The organism is Marinobacter persicus (assembly GCF_002934325.1).
In the GTDB taxonomy this organism is placed as follows: Bacteria; Pseudomonadota; Gammaproteobacteria; order Pseudomonadales; family Oleiphilaceae; genus Marinobacter; species Marinobacter persicus_A.
This window is the reverse complement of the sequence record NZ_PTIV01000011.1, coordinates 76623-94600: the sequence shown is the minus strand read 5'-3', so window position 1 is coordinate 94600 and position 17978 is coordinate 76623. Positions and strand designations below refer to the sequence as shown.

Here is a 17978-nt window from a genome sequence, read left to right as displayed (position 1 = left end):
GAACCACCTGATCCCATCCCGAACTCAGAAGTGAAACAGACCTGCGCCGATGGTAGTGTGGTTCGCCCATGTGAGAGTAGGTCATCGTCAGGCTCCTAAATACAAAAGCCCCGGTCGCGTAAGCGTCCGGGGCTTTTTTATTTTGGATCGAGGCCCTGCTGTGCACTACAAAGGCCCCCATGTGACAAGGCGTGCCTTGCACGCCGCAGGACGCGGGAGCGCAGCGACGGCGGGCCCGAAGGGCCGAAGGCCGACAGGCCTGAGCAAAGTAGGTCATCGTCAGGCTCTTAATACCTAAAACCCCCGCCGGTTCGCCGACGGGGGTTTTTTATTAGCTGCGATAAACAAAAAAGAGGTTGCCTAAGGCAACCAGATCTCAAACACCCCACCCCCAAGCTCACCACCATTGTGAAGCTTGATAGAGCCAATGCGCTCCCCTTCGTTATGCATCGCGGCAATGGATGAGGCAAAGAACAGCCCCAGGCTGGTGCTTCCGCCTTTGAAGTCCAGCGACTTGAAATTAAGCGTTCCTGTATGCTGCATGCTTTCGGGGTAGCCCGCACCGTCGTCCTCTACTCCAATCACCAGATAGCCATCTTCGTCCCTTGCCGTTAACCTGAGCTGGCTTTTGGTATAGCGAATGGCATTGTTAATGGTGTTGTTCAGAACGCCGGTAAGAAGGTGTTCGTCAAAAAAACCGTTGATGTCATCGGCTTCAATCGAATACTGGATACCGAGGCCGTCGAGGAGGGGGACATGACGCGCCAGTTGTTCGGACAGAAAGTCAGGCACAAAATGCTCATCAACGTTGGCGACCAGGTTGTCCTGGCCCAGCCGATAAATGCCAAGAAGCTGAACCAGGTCGTTGTGCATGCGCTCAGCTTCGTATTGAAGCATGTTGAACTGATTGGAGTGGGCCAGGGCTTCCTTATGATCCATCCGCAGCTCGTCGAGGCTGTTGATCAACATCCCCAAGGAGTTCTTCATGTCATGCACGGCGGAAGCCAGTACCATTGAAAAATCGATGTTCTGGTCTGTCATGCGGTCAGTCCTTTCAGTTTTTGGCTCAAAGCAATGTATCGGCGATATTGGCGATGTTGTTCTGGTAGTCCCTCAAGCCGTTTGAGTCGTTTTTGACAGGTGGCCAGAAGAGCGCGGTTAGAAGGCTCCTGCTGGTGCTTTTTTAATAGGACCTGGATCAGGTTGAGGTTCAGAGAAGCATGGTCAGGGACGATCTCAAGCGCCTTCTCAAACGTCTTTATCGCAGCATCCAGGTTGCCTTCCTCGAACGCCCGGATACCGTCGCGGTTAAACTCCCTGGCTTTGAGTTTTTGGCGGAAGCCAACGGGCTCGTCGAGAAGACCCTCAATTTGCTGTAAAACGTCGCTGTCGTTATCAAACTGTGCCGCCAGTTTGCCCAGCAGGCTCTTGGCGTCCTGGTCACGACCGAGCCGGAATAATGTCTTGGCATAGTCCAGCCCCATGTCCGCAGACATGTTCTGTTGGTTTTCCATTTCCGTGGAGACTTCCTTCAATAGCTTCTCCGCTTCCCGGTTGTGGCCTTGGCCTGCGTGGACACGGCTTTGAATGATCTTGCTACGGAGCGGAAGGATTTCATCCTCGGCGAACCGCTTTTCCATTTTGGACAACACACTCAGCGCTTCATTGGCACGCTCGGCGCCTTCGGCGTCAAGATCGCCCTCGCTCAGGTCCGATAGACTTTGTGCCAGTGAGAGATAGTGGTCAGGTGCATCGTGGATCGAATAGGTTCCGAGGTTTACCGTCTGACGCCAAGCCTCCGAGGCGGTGTCCACGTCCTGGTTGCTGGTGGCCACCTCTGCCAGGTGTTTCTGGCGCAGCAGGGCATTGGGCGAGTGCTCTGAGGCTTTCTCAAGGATTCGCTGGGCCTGAGGCGTCTTACCCTGTTTCTCGAGCGTTTCAGCGAGCAGGTCGTAGGCTTCCATGTAGTCAGGATGCTTTTCAATCAGGGCCCTCAGGTCATTGATAGCCTCATCAAACTGGCGGTTTGCCAGCAGTACGCGGCAGCGGCCAAGGCGCGCCCAGGACAGTTCCCGCTGAGCCAGGACGTCCTCATACGTTTTCTGGGCATGGGCAAGGTCGCCAACTTCGAGATAGAGTTCCCCCAGGGTTTTCATGAGCCAGGTTTTGTACCTTGGGTGCTTGTTCAGCATCTCAAGGCAAAGGGTGATGGCTTTTGGATAGTTTTCGCGGTCGATTTCCCGGTTGATGGGTAACAGGGTATTGCGCTGACGAATCAGGCTGCCCAGTCGCTTCTCAAGTACCGCGCGGTTGATGGGTTTGGTCAGGTAGGCGTCAGGTTGGTATTCGCGCGCACCCATCACCATTTCCTTGGACGTTTCGGCGGTGACCATCAGAAAAAGCGAGGAACGTTTGAGCAGCTTTTTATGGCGTAATTCTTCGAGAATATGCTGCCCGTTTTTGCCTTCGCCCAGATTGTAATCGCAAAGCACCACGTCAACATGGTTATAGCTGCAATGCTGAATAGCGGCAGTGGCATGGGCCACCAGCTGGATGTCTTCGGCGCCACAGCTACGCAGCATCTGGCGCATGGACAAGCGAAAGTTCTCGAAATCATCGACAACGAGAAAGCTCAATTTGCCAAAGGGATTTGCCAGCTCGCTTTGTTCAGATCGATTCATGGGCGTTTCTGCTTCAGTTGTTTGTTAACAAGGGCTCTGAGGGCGGCTGGTTTTACCGGTTTGTACAGGACCTGATAGCCGCGATTCATGGCATCATCCCTGACTTCCGGCGCCATGTAACCGGTGATCAGTATGCCCGGAATGTCCGGGTTCAAGGCTTCTCGGATGGCGTCCATGGCATCGAGACCGTTTCGGTCATCATCAAGCTGATAGTCAGCCAGAATCATGTCTGGCTGGCGCCCCTCAAGCTTGCTCAGGGCGTCTTCAAGGCTTTGTGCAGCGGTGACGTTGCATTTCCAGTTACCCAGCAAGGCCACCATGCCCTGCAGTATAGCCGCGTCATTGTCGATGCAAAGCACGTGCAGGCCGCCGAGGCTGGATACCCGGCGGGAGCTGCTGGGTGTGCTGTTAATCATGGCTGGGTGATCGCCAACGGCCAGTGGCACGGTGATACCAAAAGTGCTGCCCTTGCCCTGGATAGAATGAACACTGATGGGATGGTTCAGCATGCCACTGATGCGATCAACGATTGCGAGCCCGAGACCCAGCCCCTTCTGGTCCCGCCCGTGCTGGAACCGGCGGAATTCCTCAAAAATATGGGTAAGTTGGTCATCGGACATGCCTGGGCCGGTATCCAGAACTTCGATTCGCAGGAACCCATTCAGTCGCCGGCAGCCTAGAAGAATCTTGCCGGTTTCGGTATAGCGAATGGCGTTGGACAGGAAGTTCTGGATCACGCGCCGGAGAAGCTTCGCGTCTGACCGAACCCATGCAGAGCTTGGCACAACGTGTAGCTTAAGGCCTTGATCTTTGGCAATGGCGGAGAATTCAGTCGCCAGGTGACGCAATAGATCGTTGATATTGAACGTGCTGATGTCAGCTTCCAGTGCACCGGCATCCAGCTTTGAAATATCAAGCAGTGTGCTGATGATTTCTTCGGCGGCGCCCAGGGAGCTGTCGATATGGTCAACCAGTTCCCGGGTCTCGCCTTCATTAACCTTGCCAGCCAGTGCGGATGTAAACAGGCGGGCCGCGTTCAAGGGCTGTAGCAGGTCATGGCTCGCCGAGGCGAGGAACCGGGTTTTGCTCTGGTTGGCCTGTTCGGCAACGGACTTGGCCTTGAGCATCTGTTCGTTGATGACCTGCAGCTCCTGCGTCCGTTCCCGAACCCGCTGTTCCAGATACGTATTGGTTTCTTTCAGCGCTTGTTCCGTGCGCCGCATGGTGGTGACGTCCTGATACGTCGTTACATAGCCGCCACCGGGCATTGGGTTGCCGTCAATACGCACCACCATGCCGTCCGGGCGCTGACGTTCGTAGGACATTGCTTCGCCGTTGCGCATGCTGTCGCACCGGTTCTTGATGATCTGGTCGATACGGCGTGCCGGCATGTTGGCGCTGGTAAGGTTGTAGCGCATCAGGTCTTCGACCGGGCGTCCAACCCGCACAAACCCTTCCGGATAATTGAACATTTCAAGGTAATGGTGATTCCAGACCACCAGTTGCTGCCGATGGTTGACCACCGACACCCCGAGACTGATGTTTTCGATGGCCGACTGCAGCAACTCACGGCTGAAGGTCATGGCCTGGGATGCCTCGTCGACAATGCTGACCACATCCTCGATCTGCATGTCGCGACCAGTCAGCGTGGATTCAAGGACGACGCGGGCCGTCGACGCACCAATGACCGAGGCCAGCTGGCGTTCCACGTATTTCATCAAGTGGGTGGAGGCAGGTCGATGGGCATACAGCCGTGTGGCATTGCGCCTTTCATAATGTCGGAAGGCGCTCTTGGCACGTTCCTCGCCCATGAAACGGTCGGCAAGTGCTTGTAAATCGGAAACGCGGATCTGGCCCTGCCAGCTTTGCTGTTGGGGGCTTTCGCCTTTGGGCTGTGGTTCATGGAAAAACGCCGCTACCTGGAATTTTTCGCGGATGCTTTGGCGCGTCACCAGGGAGAGGCAAATGTACACCATGGTATTAACGCCCAGGCTCCAGAGAATGCCGTGGCTGAGCTGGTCCAGTTGGGAGCCGAAAAGGGCAGTAGGGCGGGTCCATTCCCAGCCAAACAGGCCTTGCTCGATAATGTCGCCGGGGATCCAGCCTGTGGCGGCCAGTGCGGGGAGCAGGAGCGTGTAACACCACATCAGAAAGCCAAGACCCAGCCCCCAGGTGGCGCCGGTGAGGTTGCCTTCGCGCCAAAGTATGCCACCCACCAGGGCCGGGCCGAATTGTGCTGCTGCGGCAAACGAGAGCAGGCCGAAAGCCGTGAGGCTGTAATCCGCACCCGCCATGCGGTAGAACCCATAGGCCGTGAGGAGCACCACAAAGATGGCGACCCTGCGGATCGTCAAGAGCAGGAAACTCAAGTCCGTTCGGCGGTTCATGCGCGGGCGAAAGAATTTCAGCAACCCGGGCATGACGATCTCGTTGCTGATCATCGTGGCGATGGCCACCGAACACACGATAACCATGGCCGCAGCGGCCGAGCCGCCGCCAAGGAAGGCCAGTACGGCCAGCCACTCCTGGCCGGCCATAATGGGAAGCTGAAGAATAATAATGTCCGGATCAATGCCGGCCAACCCTGGACTGAGAAGCCCTGCAGCTGCGATGGGCAGCACAAAGGCACTGGCGATCAACAGATAGATTGGCATGGCCCAGCGGGCGACCTGGAAATCCCGATGATCGGTGTTTTCCACCACCATGACGTGGAACTGCCGGGGCAGGCAGATGATGGCAAGCATGGCGATCAGGGTCTGGGTAATGAATGCCGGTGCTTCAACCCCGTCGGAGGTTAATGTTCCCAGCAGGTCCGCCTGGGTGACGCGATTGAGAAGGTCGCCAAAGCCATTGAACAGGCCGTAGCCAACAAACAAGCCGACGGCCACGAAGGCCACCAGTTTGATCAGCGACTCAAAGGCAACCGCCTGGATCATGCCCCGATGATGCTCGGTGGATTCCAGGTGCCGGGTGCCGAACAGGACGGTGAATACCGCCAGGGCCAGGGTGATATACCAGGCCGAGTCATTCCAGGCAGCTGGACTGAGTTCCAGGTGGCCTGCCTCTGAGGTCGACAGGACGTTAAAGCCCATGGCAATGGCTTTGAGCTGCAGGGCAATGTAGGGAACGCTGCCAAACAACGCGAAAATCGCCACCATGGCCCCGAGTAGCTGAGACTTGCCGTACCGGGAAGCGATGAAGTCGGCAATGGAGGTACTGCTGTTGCGTTTACTGATGAAGATAATTCGACGCAACAGGGGAGCAAAGAAGAGAAATGCGAGCAATGGCCCCAGATAGATGGGCAGAAACGCGAAGCCTTCCTGGCTTGCGCGCCCAACGGCACCGTAAAACGTCCATGAAGTGAAGTAAACGGCCAGTGACAGCGCGTAGATGTGGGCTCGTGTTGTTCTTTGTCGGTACAGTCCGGGGTGTCGGTCGCCTGCCCAGGCTACAAAGAACAACACTGAAATGTAGCTGATGGATATTACTACAAGCAGCCAGACACTAATCATACCGGCAGATTACCCTCTGTTGGGGATTCAGGAGCCACACACCGTCTTGTACAGAGAGTCGCCGGTGGATATCACCTTGAGACTGTCAACGTTTGGCTTGCCGTCGGGGCTGAGCGGAACCAGTTCCCGGGTTTGGCAATTGAGCAGGTGGGGCCGGTGAGACACGGAATCCGTAAAGGTCTGCTCGAACCGGTACAGGACAAACTGCTTCACGCCTTCGCTGTTTGGAACCGGGTTAATACCATTGACGTCAACGGCTGAGAATGCGGTGACGTAAGGGAAAATGAAAGTCCAGGGACGGAAGTAAACGCCTTCCTCTTCGGTGGATACCACAACGGCCTCTTCCGGCAGTAGCGACTTTTTGTGTTCAAACCAAGTGTATTCGCTATACACCAGATAGCCCAGCATGCCCAGTCCGGCAAATACGGGGATCAGCCACTTCGGAGCGCGTTTGGCGGTGATCGCGCGAATCCCCAGGGCAAAGCCGGCTGCACCCAGGCCGCAAATGACCGTGGCTAATAAGTTCCAGAACATATAATGCTTTCCTCAAAAAAAAGAACGGGCTCCCTCGGTGAGGAAGCCCGTCTGGTTCAACCTTTCACTGCATCATTATGCAATGATTCAGGCTTTTAGTCAGGTTAGTGGTCCTGAGCTGCACCGGCACCACGTGGGTAACGGACGCTTTCGACCAGTTCCTGAATCTCCTGAGGCGGCTCAGCAGTCGCGCGAGATACCGCGAAGGCTACCGCGAAGTTGATGATTGCACCAATGGCACCGATAGACAGCGGGGAGATACCCATTACCCAGTTTTCCGGGGTGTCTGCCAGGTTGTTGGTGCCCGGGATGAACAGCCAGCCCTTGTAGGTGAAGATGTAGCACAGTGTGAACACCAGACCAGCCAGCATGCCGGCGATGGCGCCAACGTTGTTCACCCGCTTGGAGAAGATACCCATCATCAGTGCCGGGAACAGCGAGGCTGCCGCGATACCGAAGGCCAGTGCTACTACCTGTGCGGCGAAGCCTGGAGGGTTAGCACCCAGATACGTCGCAACCACGATAGCGACGGCCATCGAAATACGCGCCGCGAGCAACTCACCTTTGTCACTGATGTTCGGGTTAAAGCGACCCTTGATCAAGTCATGACTGATTGCAGAGGAGATAGCCAGCAACAGACCTGCCGCAGTGGACAGTGCCGCAGCCAGACCACCGGCAGCGATCAGACCAATAACCCAACCCGGAAGGTTGGCGATTTCAGGGTTGGCCAGTACCAGAATGTCCCGGTTGTAGCTGAATTCGTTACCCTCCCAGCCACGGGCTTCTGCTTCAGGCGCGAAGGCTTCGGAGTCGTTGTAGTACTGGATGCGTCCGTCGTTGTTCTTGTCTTCAAACTGAATCAGACCAGTCACTTCCCACTCTTTGATCCAGTTTGGACGATCTTCGTACAGGATCGGAGCCGCGTCAGTGCCATCCGGGTAGATGGTGGTCATGATGTTCAGGCGAGCCATGGAAGCAACAGCCGGAGCAGTCAGGTACAGCAGGGCGATGAATACCAGAGCCCAACCGCCAGACCAGCGCGCATCAGTAACCTTCCGAACGGTGAAGAAGCGGATGATTACGTGCGGCAGACCAGCTGTACCGATCATCAGGGTCAGCGTGAACAGTACCATGTTCAGCTTGTTGTCCACGTCAGCGGTATACTTGCTGAAACCGAGGTCCATGATGACCTGATTCAGTTTGGTCAGCAGCGGAATGCCGGAGTCGGCGTGGTTGGAGAACATGCCCAGAGCCGGAATCGGGTTGCCTGTCAGCTGCAGGGAGATGAATACTGCCGGGATTGTGTAAGCCACAATCAGTACGCAGTACTGAGCTACCTGAGTGTAGGTGATGCCCTTCATGCCACCCATTACTGAGTAGAAGAAGATAACAACAGCCGCGATGATCAGGCCCATGGTGGAGTCAACTTCCAGGAAGCGGGAGAAGGCAACACCAGCGCCGGCCATTTGACCGATTACGTAGGTCACGGATGCCACGATCAGACAGATAACGGCCACCATACGGGCGTTATCGCTGTAGTAGCGATCACCGATGAACTCGGGAACGGTGAACTTACCGAACTTCCGCAGGTACGGAGCCAGCAGCATGGCGAGCAGTACGTAACCGCCAGTCCAGCCCATCAGGAACGTGGAGTTGGCATAGCCACCAGCGGCGATCAGGCCCGCCATGGAGATGAAGGATGCCGCAGACATCCAGTCCGCACCGATTGCCACACCGTTGGTAATCGGGTGAATGCCGCTACCGGCAACGTAGAAGTCCTTGGTGCTACCTGCCTTGGCCCAGATCGCGATACCGATATAGAGCAGGAAGGAGGCCCCGACGAACAGTATGTTAATTGCAAATTGGCTCATGGGTTCTTACTCCTCGCTTACGCCGAATTGTTCATCGATCTTGTTCATGCGCCAGGCATAGAAGAAAACCAGAACAATGAAGGTAAGAATGGAGCCTTGCTGGGCGAACCAGAAGCCGAGGTCTGTACCGCCAACGGAGATGCCCGAAAGCATAGGGCGGAAGATCATTGCGGCGCCACAAGACACCAGGAACCAAACAACGAGGCTCCCGAAGATAAGGCGTAGATTCGCCTTCCAGTAGTTTTCAGCGTCGTAGCTGTGACCTGACATAGTCATCACTCCTGCATTGTTATTGTGGAGGTTGGGTGGATTTTGGGTGAGGTATTTCTAGAGAATTTATTATTCACGTAAGTTTTTCTCCTTATTGTCACCTCCGACTTTACCGTTGGGCGAATTTATAGATATTGGCAAATAGTCTAACTCTCAATAACTTGCCTTATTTTTGACCAATGGCTTGGTGTTACTGAAAGCGCTTCATGTCCTGCAAACGGCGCTGATAGCGCAGTTTGTCCACCAGGGTTTTCAGTGTCTTGACGTCATTTTTCTGGGCCTGGTTCAGGGCGATAAGTGTCAGCTCCGCGGTTACCAGGGCGTCAGCGGCTGCATGGTGCCGTTCACTGGCTTCCAGCCCGAAATATTCCGACCAGTGGTCCAGTCCCTTGCCCTTGATCTCGGCTTTCGGAAAAAATGCCGGCAGCAGTTCGGCCACATCCATCCAGAGATGGGAAGCGGTATATCCTAGCTGTGACTTGAGGGCCTTTTCCAGAAACCGTTGGTCGAAGGCCGAATGGTACGCAAGGATAGGGTCACCGTTCATCCATTCAAGCAAGTGCAGCAAAGCATCCTCGGTCTCGTGGCCATGAGTCAATGCCTCGGTGCCGATGCCGTGAATCAGCACGGTTTCTCGGATATCGAGGTCCGGCCGGCGCAGGATGAGATCGAACTGGTCGTTCAGGTGGATGGCCTCGCCTTCAATGGCCACCGCTCCAATGGCAATGACCTCATCTTTTTGAGGGTTCAGGCCAGTGGTTTCGAGATCCAGCACGATCAGGCGGCACTTTGACAGTGGCTGGTCGCCCGCGCTTTTGGGCGTGGGGAGGTTGTCTGTGTCGTGATCGCCGAGGGAGCCTCCCCGGCGATCAGAGAGCCATTGTTTTATAGAGTCAAACATGCTGGGTTGGGTGACCTTATAGTTGATAGGTGACTTCCAGCTTTTGCTGGAGTCGTTGGGCCTGACGGAAAGACTCTCTCAGAATCCGGCGGTCGAGCGGGTTGAGGTCGTCAGGATCAATGTAATTGGTCAACTCTTCACCGTTGTTGAGCATTTCCTGGTGGGCTCGCATACGGATAGCCTGGATCAGGCTGTAGGCCTCCTGCCAGGCGTTCGCATCCTTGGGGTTGAATACGCCCTTGTTTGCCAGTTCCTCCATGCGTTCCAGGGTGTTGCCCTGTTCCACACCGTTGGCGAGCGCAAATACCCGGACCGCCTCAACGAACGGTGCCAGCCCCTGGCGCTTGAGATCCAGGGAATGTTTCTTTTCGTCGTTCAAGTAGCGGAAATTATTAAACATGGTCAGTGGCGGCTTTCGCTCGAAAGCGTTTGCGGCCAGCATTTTCTAGAACAGCGCATTCTTGCGTATCCGTTCAAGGACTTTCTCAAGCAGGCGGTGCAATGGCTCCTCGGGGCCAAAAATGGAGCGCATATCCAGGAAAATGGAGGAATAGACGATGTTCTGCGGCGTCGACGCTTCAATGAAGCGCTGGAACCAGTCGTCCCATTCCTCTTCGCTCAGGCAGAGCTTGGGATTGCTGGCCATGATATTGCCCTTGCACAGCGTGAAGCCGCACTCTGCCAGGTCATCATTGAGTTTGCGGGCAAATGGCAGCAGCTTTTCCCGAACCTCGTCAGCGGTCATGCCTTCCGGCGTTTCGAACAACATGCCGTTGTCCTGATCGGTTAGCAGTGTCTGCTCCTGTCGTCCCTCGCTGCCGAAGGTGAGCCAGGTAAAAGGGATGCCCGGATCATTGTCCCGCAGATTCAGCTCGATCACCCGGCGAACGGTAATATCGTTCAGGGTGGTGATGATTTTGACCACCTGCCCGGAATCAGCGCCGTGGGCGAGCATGGTGTCCACCAGCCGTGAGACGTCGGTGCGGAAGCTGACTAGTGCCTGCAGGTTGGGCGCTGTGCCGATGGTCCGGGCCAGGTTAACCAGGTCCACCCGCTGCAGGCTGAACAGGTCGCTCTGGGACACAACGCCGGCAAGACGGTTTTCTTCATCAACCACCACCAGATGGGCAAAATGGAATTCCGCCATCAGCATCGCGGCTTCGAACGCATCGGCTGTGGTAGGCAGCGATTTCGGGTTGGCGGTCATTAACTGACTGATGGGCGTGTCCAGAGGGGCTTTCTCTTCAGCCACCATGGTACGCAGGTCCCGAAGGGTGAATATACCCTTTGGCTGACGGCTGTCGTCAGTGATGATGATGCTGCCGACATCGGCTTCATGCATTTTCGCCACGGCTTTGCGTACCGGCATGTCCGGCGTACAGACAATGGGGTTGCGCAGGGCGAAGCGATCCAGGGGCGTGTCCAGGCTATTGCTGGATCCGATGGAAGCCATGGCGTTGGACTGGATGCGTTTATTAACCTGATCCAGCAGGCTGCTAACGCCTCGCAGACAGAAATCCCGGAAGGGGTCGCTCTCGGAAAACAGGGTGACAAAGGCATCGTGATCGATGCTCAGGCAGAAGGTGTCACCGGCGGAGCGGTGCAGTGTGCGCGTGGGGCGCTCGCCAACCAGCGCAGCCAGCGGGAAGCATTCACCCGGGCAGATTTCAAACGTCGGTTCGGTGCGGCCGGTATCTTTATTCAGTCGTTCGCCGCGAATCAGTCCCTGTTTCACAATATAGAAGCGCTGGACCATGCCGTCTTCAGGAGACAGCACCACATCGCCGTCGGCATAAAAGCTGAGTTGTGAGTGCTCCGCAAAATGCGCCAGGTGGGCGTCATCCATGCTGGAGAAAGGGGCGTGTTGCCTCAGGAAGGTCATGATCGCGCGGGTATTCTGCGGCGTGTTTTCCGGGTTTGCTGCAGCCATAGTGACATCCATTCCTTTTCCCGACCTGTTGGTAAGAGTGCCAACGGCCGGGTCATTGTTGTTATCCGCCAGAAGTGTATCAGCGGTTACCTGTTTTACCCTACGATTTTGGTCGCAGGGATTAGCTTTATGGTAAATCCCGCCGGTGGTAAAGTTCTGATATTCGTCAATCGGAAAACAGTTTGTGCCATGACCAGCAAAGATGAACGCCTGGCGTTTCTTGAAGAGATGCAGGACGTCAAACGCATTCGAAAGCCCAACCGGGCGGAGGTCTCCACTCCGCGCGAACTGACGCCTGGACATCTTGAGCGTCAGCGTTCGGCGGTGGAGCAGCAGGTCAAGGATCGAAACCCGTTGACGGCGGATATGGTGGAACCACTGACCGCCCAGGATGTATTGAGCTGGCAGCGTCCTGGTGTTCAGCATGGCGTCTTCAAGAAACTGCGTCTGGGCCAATATCCGGTTGAGGCCCGCCTGGACCTGCACCGCATGACGGTGGAAGAGGCCCGGAGGGAGGTGTTTGGTTTCATCAATGACTGTGTCCGTTATGGCCTGCGCTCGGTCATCATCCTCCACGGCAAGGGTGAGCGTAATCCGGATCGAATTGCCCACATCAAAAGCCATATTGCCAAGTGGCTGCCGGAATTGGACGACGTACTGGCCTTTCATTCGGCCCAAAAACACCATGGCGGCACCGGTGCGGTGTATGTAATGGTTCGGAAAGGGGACCGGGACAAACAACGCAACCGTGAGATCCACGGAGGGCACTGACCCGTAGCCCTTATGGAATCGGAGGGCATGATGCAGAGATTCCTGGTTGCCGGAATACTTGTGTGGGCTTTAGCGGGCTGTGATTCCTTCTCGGAAGCTCGCCCCATGATGAACGAATACCTTGAACGCCTGTCCCGTGTGCTCGAGGTGGAGCAGGTCGATAGCGAACCGCTACCGCCCGCCGATTCCCTGCCTCGCCGACGTGAGCGGTTCCTTGCGCTTCCCGAGCTTGAGCTGGGTTTGCTCGATTTCCTGTCTCTCTATGGCTGTGAGCTTCAGTTTGTCGTGGGCGAGAAGACCTCGGTGTTGGGGCGCGTCATGCAGCCGGTCAACCGGTTGAGGTACGAAGTTCGATTTATCCGGGCCGCCGAGGACTGTCTGCCGGAAATCGACGATGAGGAGCTTAGGGAATCACTTGTGCAGGCGATCAAGACAAAGCGGGATGCTCTTCCGATTGCTGTCTGGAATGCAACCTGGGGAACCGAGGAGATCGAACGGCTGGTCACCCTGTCAAAGGGCTTCTATCCCGTCGAGGAAAAAGCAGGCGCCACATCTGATCTGTTGCGGGACCTCAACCAGTTGAACGGCATTGTCCGAGCCCTGAATAACCAGCAGCTCGACGTTTCCCTGGACGATCTTGGCGCCATCCATCAACGCTGGCAGGCAGAATTCAAGGCGGGCCAGCTCATCAATAGTGCCCGATTGCTGATAGAAACCCTGAATGCTGGCACGAAAACGCTACAAGCCCGCCTTGGCGAACGTCCGCTGTGCCTGAACGGCAAGTCCAACAATCAGTCTGATATTGCTCAGAATTTCTTTTTCAATATTTACATCGAAAGGATACAGCCCTATATGAGCCAGGTGAGCCGCGCCCGGGATGAACTTATTGTTGGGTTGCAGCAGTTGGCGGCGTTGCAGCGCTCGGTTATGCCGGCGTCTTTCCAGGATTGGTATCACCGATATCTGTCACAGCAGGCGGAGGGCAGCCTTTGGCGGGAACTGGATGAAGCCATGGCCCGGCATACCCGGCACTGGCAGCAACTACTGGGCCAGTGCGGGCTGCGGCCTTAGGCATGATGGCCTAAACGGCCGGTCGACGATTCACTTTCAAGTGCGCCATGGCGACGATGAACAGGGCCAGTGACAGCAGCATCAGAATCACCGGTCCAACGGCGCCCTGGCTGAGCCAGGCAGAGACCACTGACTGGGTGAAGTAGAAAATCACCACAAACGACAGCCAGATGTACCCCCGGTTGTTGCCACGGAAAACCGGGATTGCAAAGGGCAGCAGGGGCAGCAGTTTCACCGCCAGCATCAGGGCGATCGAGACGCCTTCCACCGGCTTGGGTAGAAAAGTTGTTGCCACCAGGGTTACCAGCAGGGCGACATAGAGAACGGCCGTCGTTCGGGCCGTCGTCCGTGCTTTATCATTTCGAAGCATGAGGTTTTCCTTTTGTTGCGCGGGGCGCGACAGGATCAGAGAATATCGAGTACAGCTTCCGGTGGTCGGCCAAGGGCGGCTTTACCCTTATTGATGACGATGGGGCGCTCGATCAGCTTTGGAGTCTGCGCCATGGCCTCAATCAGTTGATCGCGGGTCAGGTCCGGGTTGTCGAGCCCCAGTTTCTTATACTCGCTTTCCTTGGTGCGCATGAGCTCCCTGGGCTCGCAACTCAACTTGTTCAGGATATCTGTGAGCTCCTGAGCTGTCGGCGGCGTCTCCAGGTAGCGTATAATCTCCGGCTCAATTCCCCGCTCATTCAATAAGGCCAGTGTCTGGCGCGATTTTGAGCAGCGGGGATTGTGGTAAATGCGGGTTGGTTCAGTCATCGTCTGATCGGGCATTCTCTGATGGATGGCGATAAAAATCGAGCCGACAGTTTAACAGGCGCCAGGAGGATGCAGTACCCTCTTGGTGTTACAGAACTGCCCGCCTGAAATGAACAAACGCAGGATTAGCCTCCAGTTATGGCGCAAACTTTCGTACACCTTCGCGTACATTCCGAATACTCCATGGTCGACGGCCTGGTCCGGGTAAAGCCACTGGTCAGTCGTGCCGCAGAGCTGGGAATGCCTGCCGTTGGCCTGACCGAGCAGTCCAACATGTGCTCGCTGGTACGTTTCTATAAAGCGGCGCTGGGCGCGGGTGTAAAGCCGGTTATTGGCGCCGACATCTGGCTGGAAAATCCGGAGGAGCCCAACAATCCGTTCCGTCTGACCTTATTGGCGAAGGATAACGATGGCTATCTGAACCTCACCGAAATTATCTCCCTGGGCTATACCGATGGTCAGCACCATGGCAAACCCATCATCCGGCGCGAGTGGCTGGAGTCCCGCGCAAATGGCTTGATTGTGCTTTCCGGGGCAAAACTGGGCGATGTGGGCAAGGCGCTCATGGCCGGCAAGCCGGAGCTGGCCCGGGAGCGGGCGGACTATTGGCGTGACCTGTACCCCGATAGCTACTACCTGGAACTCCAACGCACCGGCCGCCCCGGCGACGAGGACTGCCTGCACCTGAACCTGGAGCTGGCGGCTGAAATGGGTTTGCCGGTGGTGGCCACCAATGACGTGCATTTCCTTGAGGCGGAGGATTTCGAGGCTCACGAGGCCCGCGTCTGCATTGGGGAGAGCCGCACCCTGGACGATCCGCGCCGGGAGCGACGGTTTAGTAATCAGCAATATTTGCGCAGTCCCGAGGAAATGATCGAGCTGTTCTCGGACATCCCGGAGGCGGTCGAAAATACCGTGGAAATCGCCCGGCGCTGTTCGGTACAGGTGCGCATGGGTGAATACTTCCTGCCTGACTATCCGATCCCGGATGGAATGACCATGGACGAGTTCTTCCGGAAAGTCTCGGAAGAGGGGCTGGAAGAGCGCCTGGCTGTCACTCTGAGTAAAGACGACCCGGAATACGACGCCAAGCGTGAAGCCTACTATAAGCGCCTGAACTTCGAGCTGGATATCATTATCCAGATGGGTTTTCCAGGCTACTTCCTGATTGTGATGGACTTCATCAAGTGGGCCAAGAACAACGGCGTGCCGGTGGGGCCGGGCCGGGGTTCCGGTGCCGGTTCACTGGTGGCCTACGCCCAGATGATCACCGACCTGGACCCGCTGGCATACGACCTGCTGTTCGAGCGCTTCCTGAACCCGGAACGGGTTTCCATGCCAGACTTCGACGTGGACTTCTGCATGGAAGGCCGCGACCGGGTCATTGAATACACCGCCGAGAAATACGGCCGGGAAGCGGTGTCCCAGATCATCACCTTCGGAACCATGGCCGCCAAGGCGGTTGTGCGTGACGTGGCGCGGGTGCAGGGCAAGTCCTACGGCCTGGCGGACAAACTATCGAAGCTGATTCCCTTCGAGCCGGGCATGACCCTGAATAAGGCCATAGAGGAGGAGCCCCAGCTCAAGGATTTCCTGGAGCAGGACGAGGAAGCCCAGGAAATCTGGGAAATGGCTCTCAAGCTTGAAGGGGTGTGCCGGAACGCCGGTAAGCACGCCGGGGGCGTGGTCATCGCACCTACCAAGATCACCGACTTCTCGCCACTGTACTGCGACGACGAGGGCGGCAGCCTGGTGACCCAGTTCGACAAGGGCGACGTGGAAGACGCCGGCCTGGTGAAGTTTGACTTCCTGGGCCTGCGGACGCTCACCATCATCAAGCGGGCCCTGAACATGATCAACCCGCGCCGGGAGAAGCGCGGGGAAGGGGAGCTGGACATTGCCACCATCCCCCTGGACGACAAGCCCTCGTTCGACATGCTGAAAAAGGCGGAAACCACCGCCGTGTTCCAGCTCGAATCCCGGGGCATGAAAGACCTGATCCGTCGCCTGCAGCCGGACTCCCTGGAAGAAATGATCGCCCTGGTGGCGCTGTTCCGCCCCGGCCCGCTGCAGTCGGGCATGGTGGACGACTTTATCGACCGGAAGCACGGGCGCCAGCCGGTGTCCTTCCCGCACCCGGATTACCAGTACGAAGGCCTGAAGCCGGTACTGGAGCCCACCTATGGCGTCATCCTGTACCAGGAGCAGGTCATGCAGATCGCCCAGGTCATGGCCGGTTACACCCTGGGTGGCGCGGACATGTTGCGCCGGGCCATGGGTAAGAAAAAGCCCGAGGAGATGGCCAAGCAGAAGCAGATCTTCCTCGATGGCTGCGAGAAAAACGGCATCGACAAGACCCTGGCGGAAAACATCTTCGACCTGGTGGAAAAGTTTGCCGGCTACGGCTTTAACAAATCCCACTCCGCCGCCTACGCGCTGGTGTCTTACCAGACCCTGTGGCTGAAGGCTCATTACCCGGCCGAATTCATGGCCGCAGTGCTCACCGCCGATATGCAGAACACCGACAAGGTGGTCACGCTGGTGGAAGAGTGTCGGGCCATGGGGCTGGATCTGCTCGTGCCGGATGTCAGTCGTTCCGCCTACACCTTTACCGTTAATGACGATGGTCAGATCGTCTATGGCCTGGGCGCCATCAAGGGCCTGGGTGAGGGGCCGATCGACAGTATCGTGGCCGCCGCCAAAGACGGCCCGTTCGAGGATATCTTTGATTTCTGCCGCCGGATTGACCTGAAGAAGGTCAACAAGCGTGCCCTGGAGGCCCTGATTCGCTCCGGTGCCATGGACAAGCTGGGCCCCGGTCGCGCTCAGTTGATGGCCAGCATCGAAAAAGCCATCCAGCAGGCGGACCAGCAATCCAAGAACGATGCCGCCGGCATGATCGACATGTTTGGTGAGATGCTCCACGCCGGCGGAGAAGATGAAGATCCTTATGTGGATGTGGCCGATGTGCGGGAGTGGCCCGAAAAACAGCGGCTCAAGGGTGAGAAAGATACGCTGGGGCTGTACCTGACGGGCCACCCGTTTGATGAATACGAAAAAGAGGTGCGCCAGTTCGTTCGCTCCTCCATTGCCGACCTCAAGCCCAATAAGTCGCCCCAGCGGGTGGCGGGGCTGGTAGTGGCGCAGCGCACCATGAAAACCCGCACCGGCTCCACCATGTGTTTCATTACCCTGGACGACCGCAGTGCCCGTATCGAAGCAACGCTCTTTTCCGAAGCGTTTTTTGAGAACCGGGAGCTGTTACAGTCCGACCAGGTGATTGTGGTGGAAGGCCAGGTCAGTCATGATGACTACTCCGGGCAGATGAAAATGCGCGTGAACTCGGTCATGGATGTGGCTACTGCCCGTCAGCAGTTCAGTCGGGGACTCCGACTTTCCCTGCATGAAAAACAGTTGCAGAATGGCCTTCTGGATAAGCTGGGCGAGACGCTGCAGCCGTTCCGTTGCGAGGGCAGTCCGGTCTGGATCGAGTACTGCGGGGAGCAGGCCAGCACGCGGATCGAGCTGGGCGAATCGTGGCGGGTGCAACCGGATGACAGCCTGTTGTTTGAGCTGAAACACCTGGTGGGCGATCAGTCCGTTGCGCTGGTCTATGATTAAGGATTGTTCAGGTGGACTTATACCAATGTCCGCTTTAGCTGCTGTTGCGGCGCTGTT

The 17978-nt window shown here is 56.7% G+C and carries 12 protein-coding genes, 1 rRNA gene and 1 pseudogene; 4 read left to right on the top strand and 10 right to left on the bottom strand.

The genetic code is table 11. The features are described 5' to 3' along the window. Positions 1-93, top strand: a 5S ribosomal RNA gene (gene rrf, locus BY454_RS08110); the annotation flags it as partial. 267 nt (positions 94-360) lie between these two features. Here the strand turns inward: rrf and BY454_RS08105 are convergent. The 8 genes and pseudogenes from BY454_RS08105 to BY454_RS08070 all read right to left on the bottom strand — a co-directional run bounded on the left by BY454_RS08105 (position 361) and on the right by BY454_RS08070 (position 11699). Continuing rightward, positions 361-1041 carry a sensor histidine kinase gene (locus BY454_RS08105; RefSeq protein ID WP_104417570.1) on the bottom strand — a complete coding sequence of 227 codons (681 nt, stop codon included), beginning with the start codon at positions 1039-1041 and terminating at the stop codon, positions 361-363. Next, the gene (locus BY454_RS08100; protein ID WP_104417569.1) at positions 1038-2681 is read right to left on the bottom strand and encodes a tetratricopeptide repeat-containing response regulator; all 1644 of its coding nucleotides are present in this window, start codon (positions 2679-2681) and stop codon (positions 1038-1040) included. The genes BY454_RS08105 and BY454_RS08100 overlap by 4 nt, the downstream gene beginning before the upstream one ends. After that, a complete protein-coding gene (locus BY454_RS08095; protein WP_104417568.1) occupies positions 2678-6193 on the bottom strand; it encodes a PAS domain-containing hybrid sensor histidine kinase/response regulator in 3516 nt (1171 codons plus the stop codon). Before BY454_RS08095 ends, BY454_RS08100 begins: the two co-directional genes overlap by 4 nt. Before the next feature lie 27 nt (positions 6194-6220). After that, a complete protein-coding gene (locus BY454_RS08090; RefSeq protein WP_104417567.1) occupies positions 6221-6727 on the bottom strand; it encodes a hypothetical protein in 507 nt (168 codons plus the stop codon). A 104-nt stretch (positions 6728-6831) separates the two neighbouring features. After that, positions 6832-8598 carry a sodium:solute symporter family protein gene (locus BY454_RS08085; protein WP_104417566.1) on the bottom strand — a complete coding sequence of 589 codons (1767 nt, stop codon included), beginning with the start codon at positions 8596-8598 and terminating at the stop codon, positions 6832-6834. A 6-nt stretch (positions 8599-8604) separates the two neighbouring features. Then, positions 8605-8868: a DUF4212 domain-containing protein gene (locus BY454_RS08080; protein ID WP_104425552.1), complete on the bottom strand. Its 264-nt coding sequence runs from the start codon at positions 8866-8868 to the stop codon at positions 8605-8607. Positions 8869-9058: 190 nt separating this feature from the next. After that, entirely contained in the window at positions 9059-9769 is a 711-nt protein-coding gene (locus tag BY454_RS08075; protein ID WP_104417564.1) for a 3'-5' exonuclease, read from the bottom strand. A gap of 16 nt (positions 9770-9785) precedes the next feature. Beyond that, positions 9786-11699, bottom strand: a pseudogene (locus BY454_RS08070) (putative nucleotidyltransferase substrate binding domain-containing protein). Between the two features lie 189 nt (positions 11700-11888). Here BY454_RS08070 and smrA point away from each other — a divergent pair. Both smrA and BY454_RS08060 read left to right on the top strand, forming a co-directional pair. Continuing rightward, on the top strand, positions 11889-12470 hold the full coding sequence (gene smrA / locus BY454_RS08065) for a DNA endonuclease SmrA (RefSeq protein WP_104416183.1): 582 nt from the start codon (positions 11889-11891) through the stop codon (positions 12468-12470). A 105-nt stretch (positions 12471-12575) separates the two neighbouring features. Continuing rightward, positions 12576-13541, top strand: coding sequence for a DUF3080 domain-containing protein (locus BY454_RS08060; protein ID WP_258075596.1), 966 nt, complete (start codon positions 12576-12578; stop codon positions 13539-13541). Between the two features lie 10 nt (positions 13542-13551). Here BY454_RS08060 and BY454_RS08055 read toward each other — a convergent pair whose 3' ends face one another. Both BY454_RS08055 and arsC read right to left on the bottom strand, forming a co-directional pair. Further along, on the bottom strand, positions 13552-13911 hold the full coding sequence (locus tag BY454_RS08055) for a DUF2069 domain-containing protein (protein WP_104416178.1): 360 nt from the start codon (positions 13909-13911) through the stop codon (positions 13552-13554). A 35-nt stretch (positions 13912-13946) separates the two neighbouring features. Next, a complete protein-coding gene (arsC, locus tag BY454_RS08050; RefSeq protein ID WP_104416177.1) occupies positions 13947-14300 on the bottom strand; it encodes an arsenate reductase (glutaredoxin) in 354 nt (117 codons plus the stop codon). A gap of 138 nt (positions 14301-14438) precedes the next feature. Here arsC and dnaE point away from each other — a divergent pair, with 138 nt between their 5' ends. Beyond that, positions 14439-17921, top strand: a complete 3483-nt coding sequence (gene dnaE / locus BY454_RS08045; protein WP_104416176.1) for a DNA polymerase III subunit alpha — start codon at positions 14439-14441, stop codon at positions 17919-17921. Positions 17922-17978: the final 57 nt, after the last annotated feature.

Bases quoted from the DNA above. Each gene is read 5' to 3' on its own strand.
- BY454_RS08100 (WP_104417569.1), bottom strand. From the start codon at position 2,681: ATGAATCGATCTGAACAAAGCGAGCTGGCAAATCCCTTTGGCAAATTG.
- BY454_RS08060 (WP_258075596.1), top strand. From the start codon at position 12,576: ATGATGAACGAATACCTTGAACGCCTGTCCCGTGTGCTCGAGGTGGAG.
- BY454_RS08080 (WP_104425552.1), bottom strand. From the start codon at position 8,868: ATGTCAGGTCACAGCTACGACGCTGAAAACTACTGGAAGGCGAATCTA.
- BY454_RS08085 (WP_104417566.1), bottom strand. From the start codon at position 8,598: ATGAGCCAATTTGCAATTAACATACTGTTCGTCGGGGCCTCCTTCCTG.
- smrA (WP_104416183.1), top strand. From the start codon at position 11,889: ATGACCAGCAAAGATGAACGCCTGGCGTTTCTTGAAGAGATGCAGGAC.
- arsC (WP_104416177.1), bottom strand. From the start codon at position 14,300: ATGACTGAACCAACCCGCATTTACCACAATCCCCGCTGCTCAAAATCG.
- BY454_RS08105 (WP_104417570.1), bottom strand. From the start codon at position 1,041: ATGACAGACCAGAACATCGATTTTTCAATGGTACTGGCTTCCGCCGTG.
- dnaE (WP_104416176.1), top strand. From the start codon at position 14,439: ATGGCGCAAACTTTCGTACACCTTCGCGTACATTCCGAATACTCCATG.
- BY454_RS08075 (WP_104417564.1), bottom strand. From the start codon at position 9,769: ATGTTTGACTCTATAAAACAATGGCTCTCTGATCGCCGGGGAGGCTCC.
- BY454_RS08095 (WP_104417568.1), bottom strand. From the start codon at position 6,193: ATGATTAGTGTCTGGCTGCTTGTAGTAATATCCATCAGCTACATTTCA.
- BY454_RS08090 (WP_104417567.1), bottom strand. From the start codon at position 6,727: ATGTTCTGGAACTTATTAGCCACGGTCATTTGCGGCCTGGGTGCAGCC.
- BY454_RS08055 (WP_104416178.1), bottom strand. From the start codon at position 13,911: ATGCTTCGAAATGATAAAGCACGGACGACGGCCCGAACGACGGCCGTT.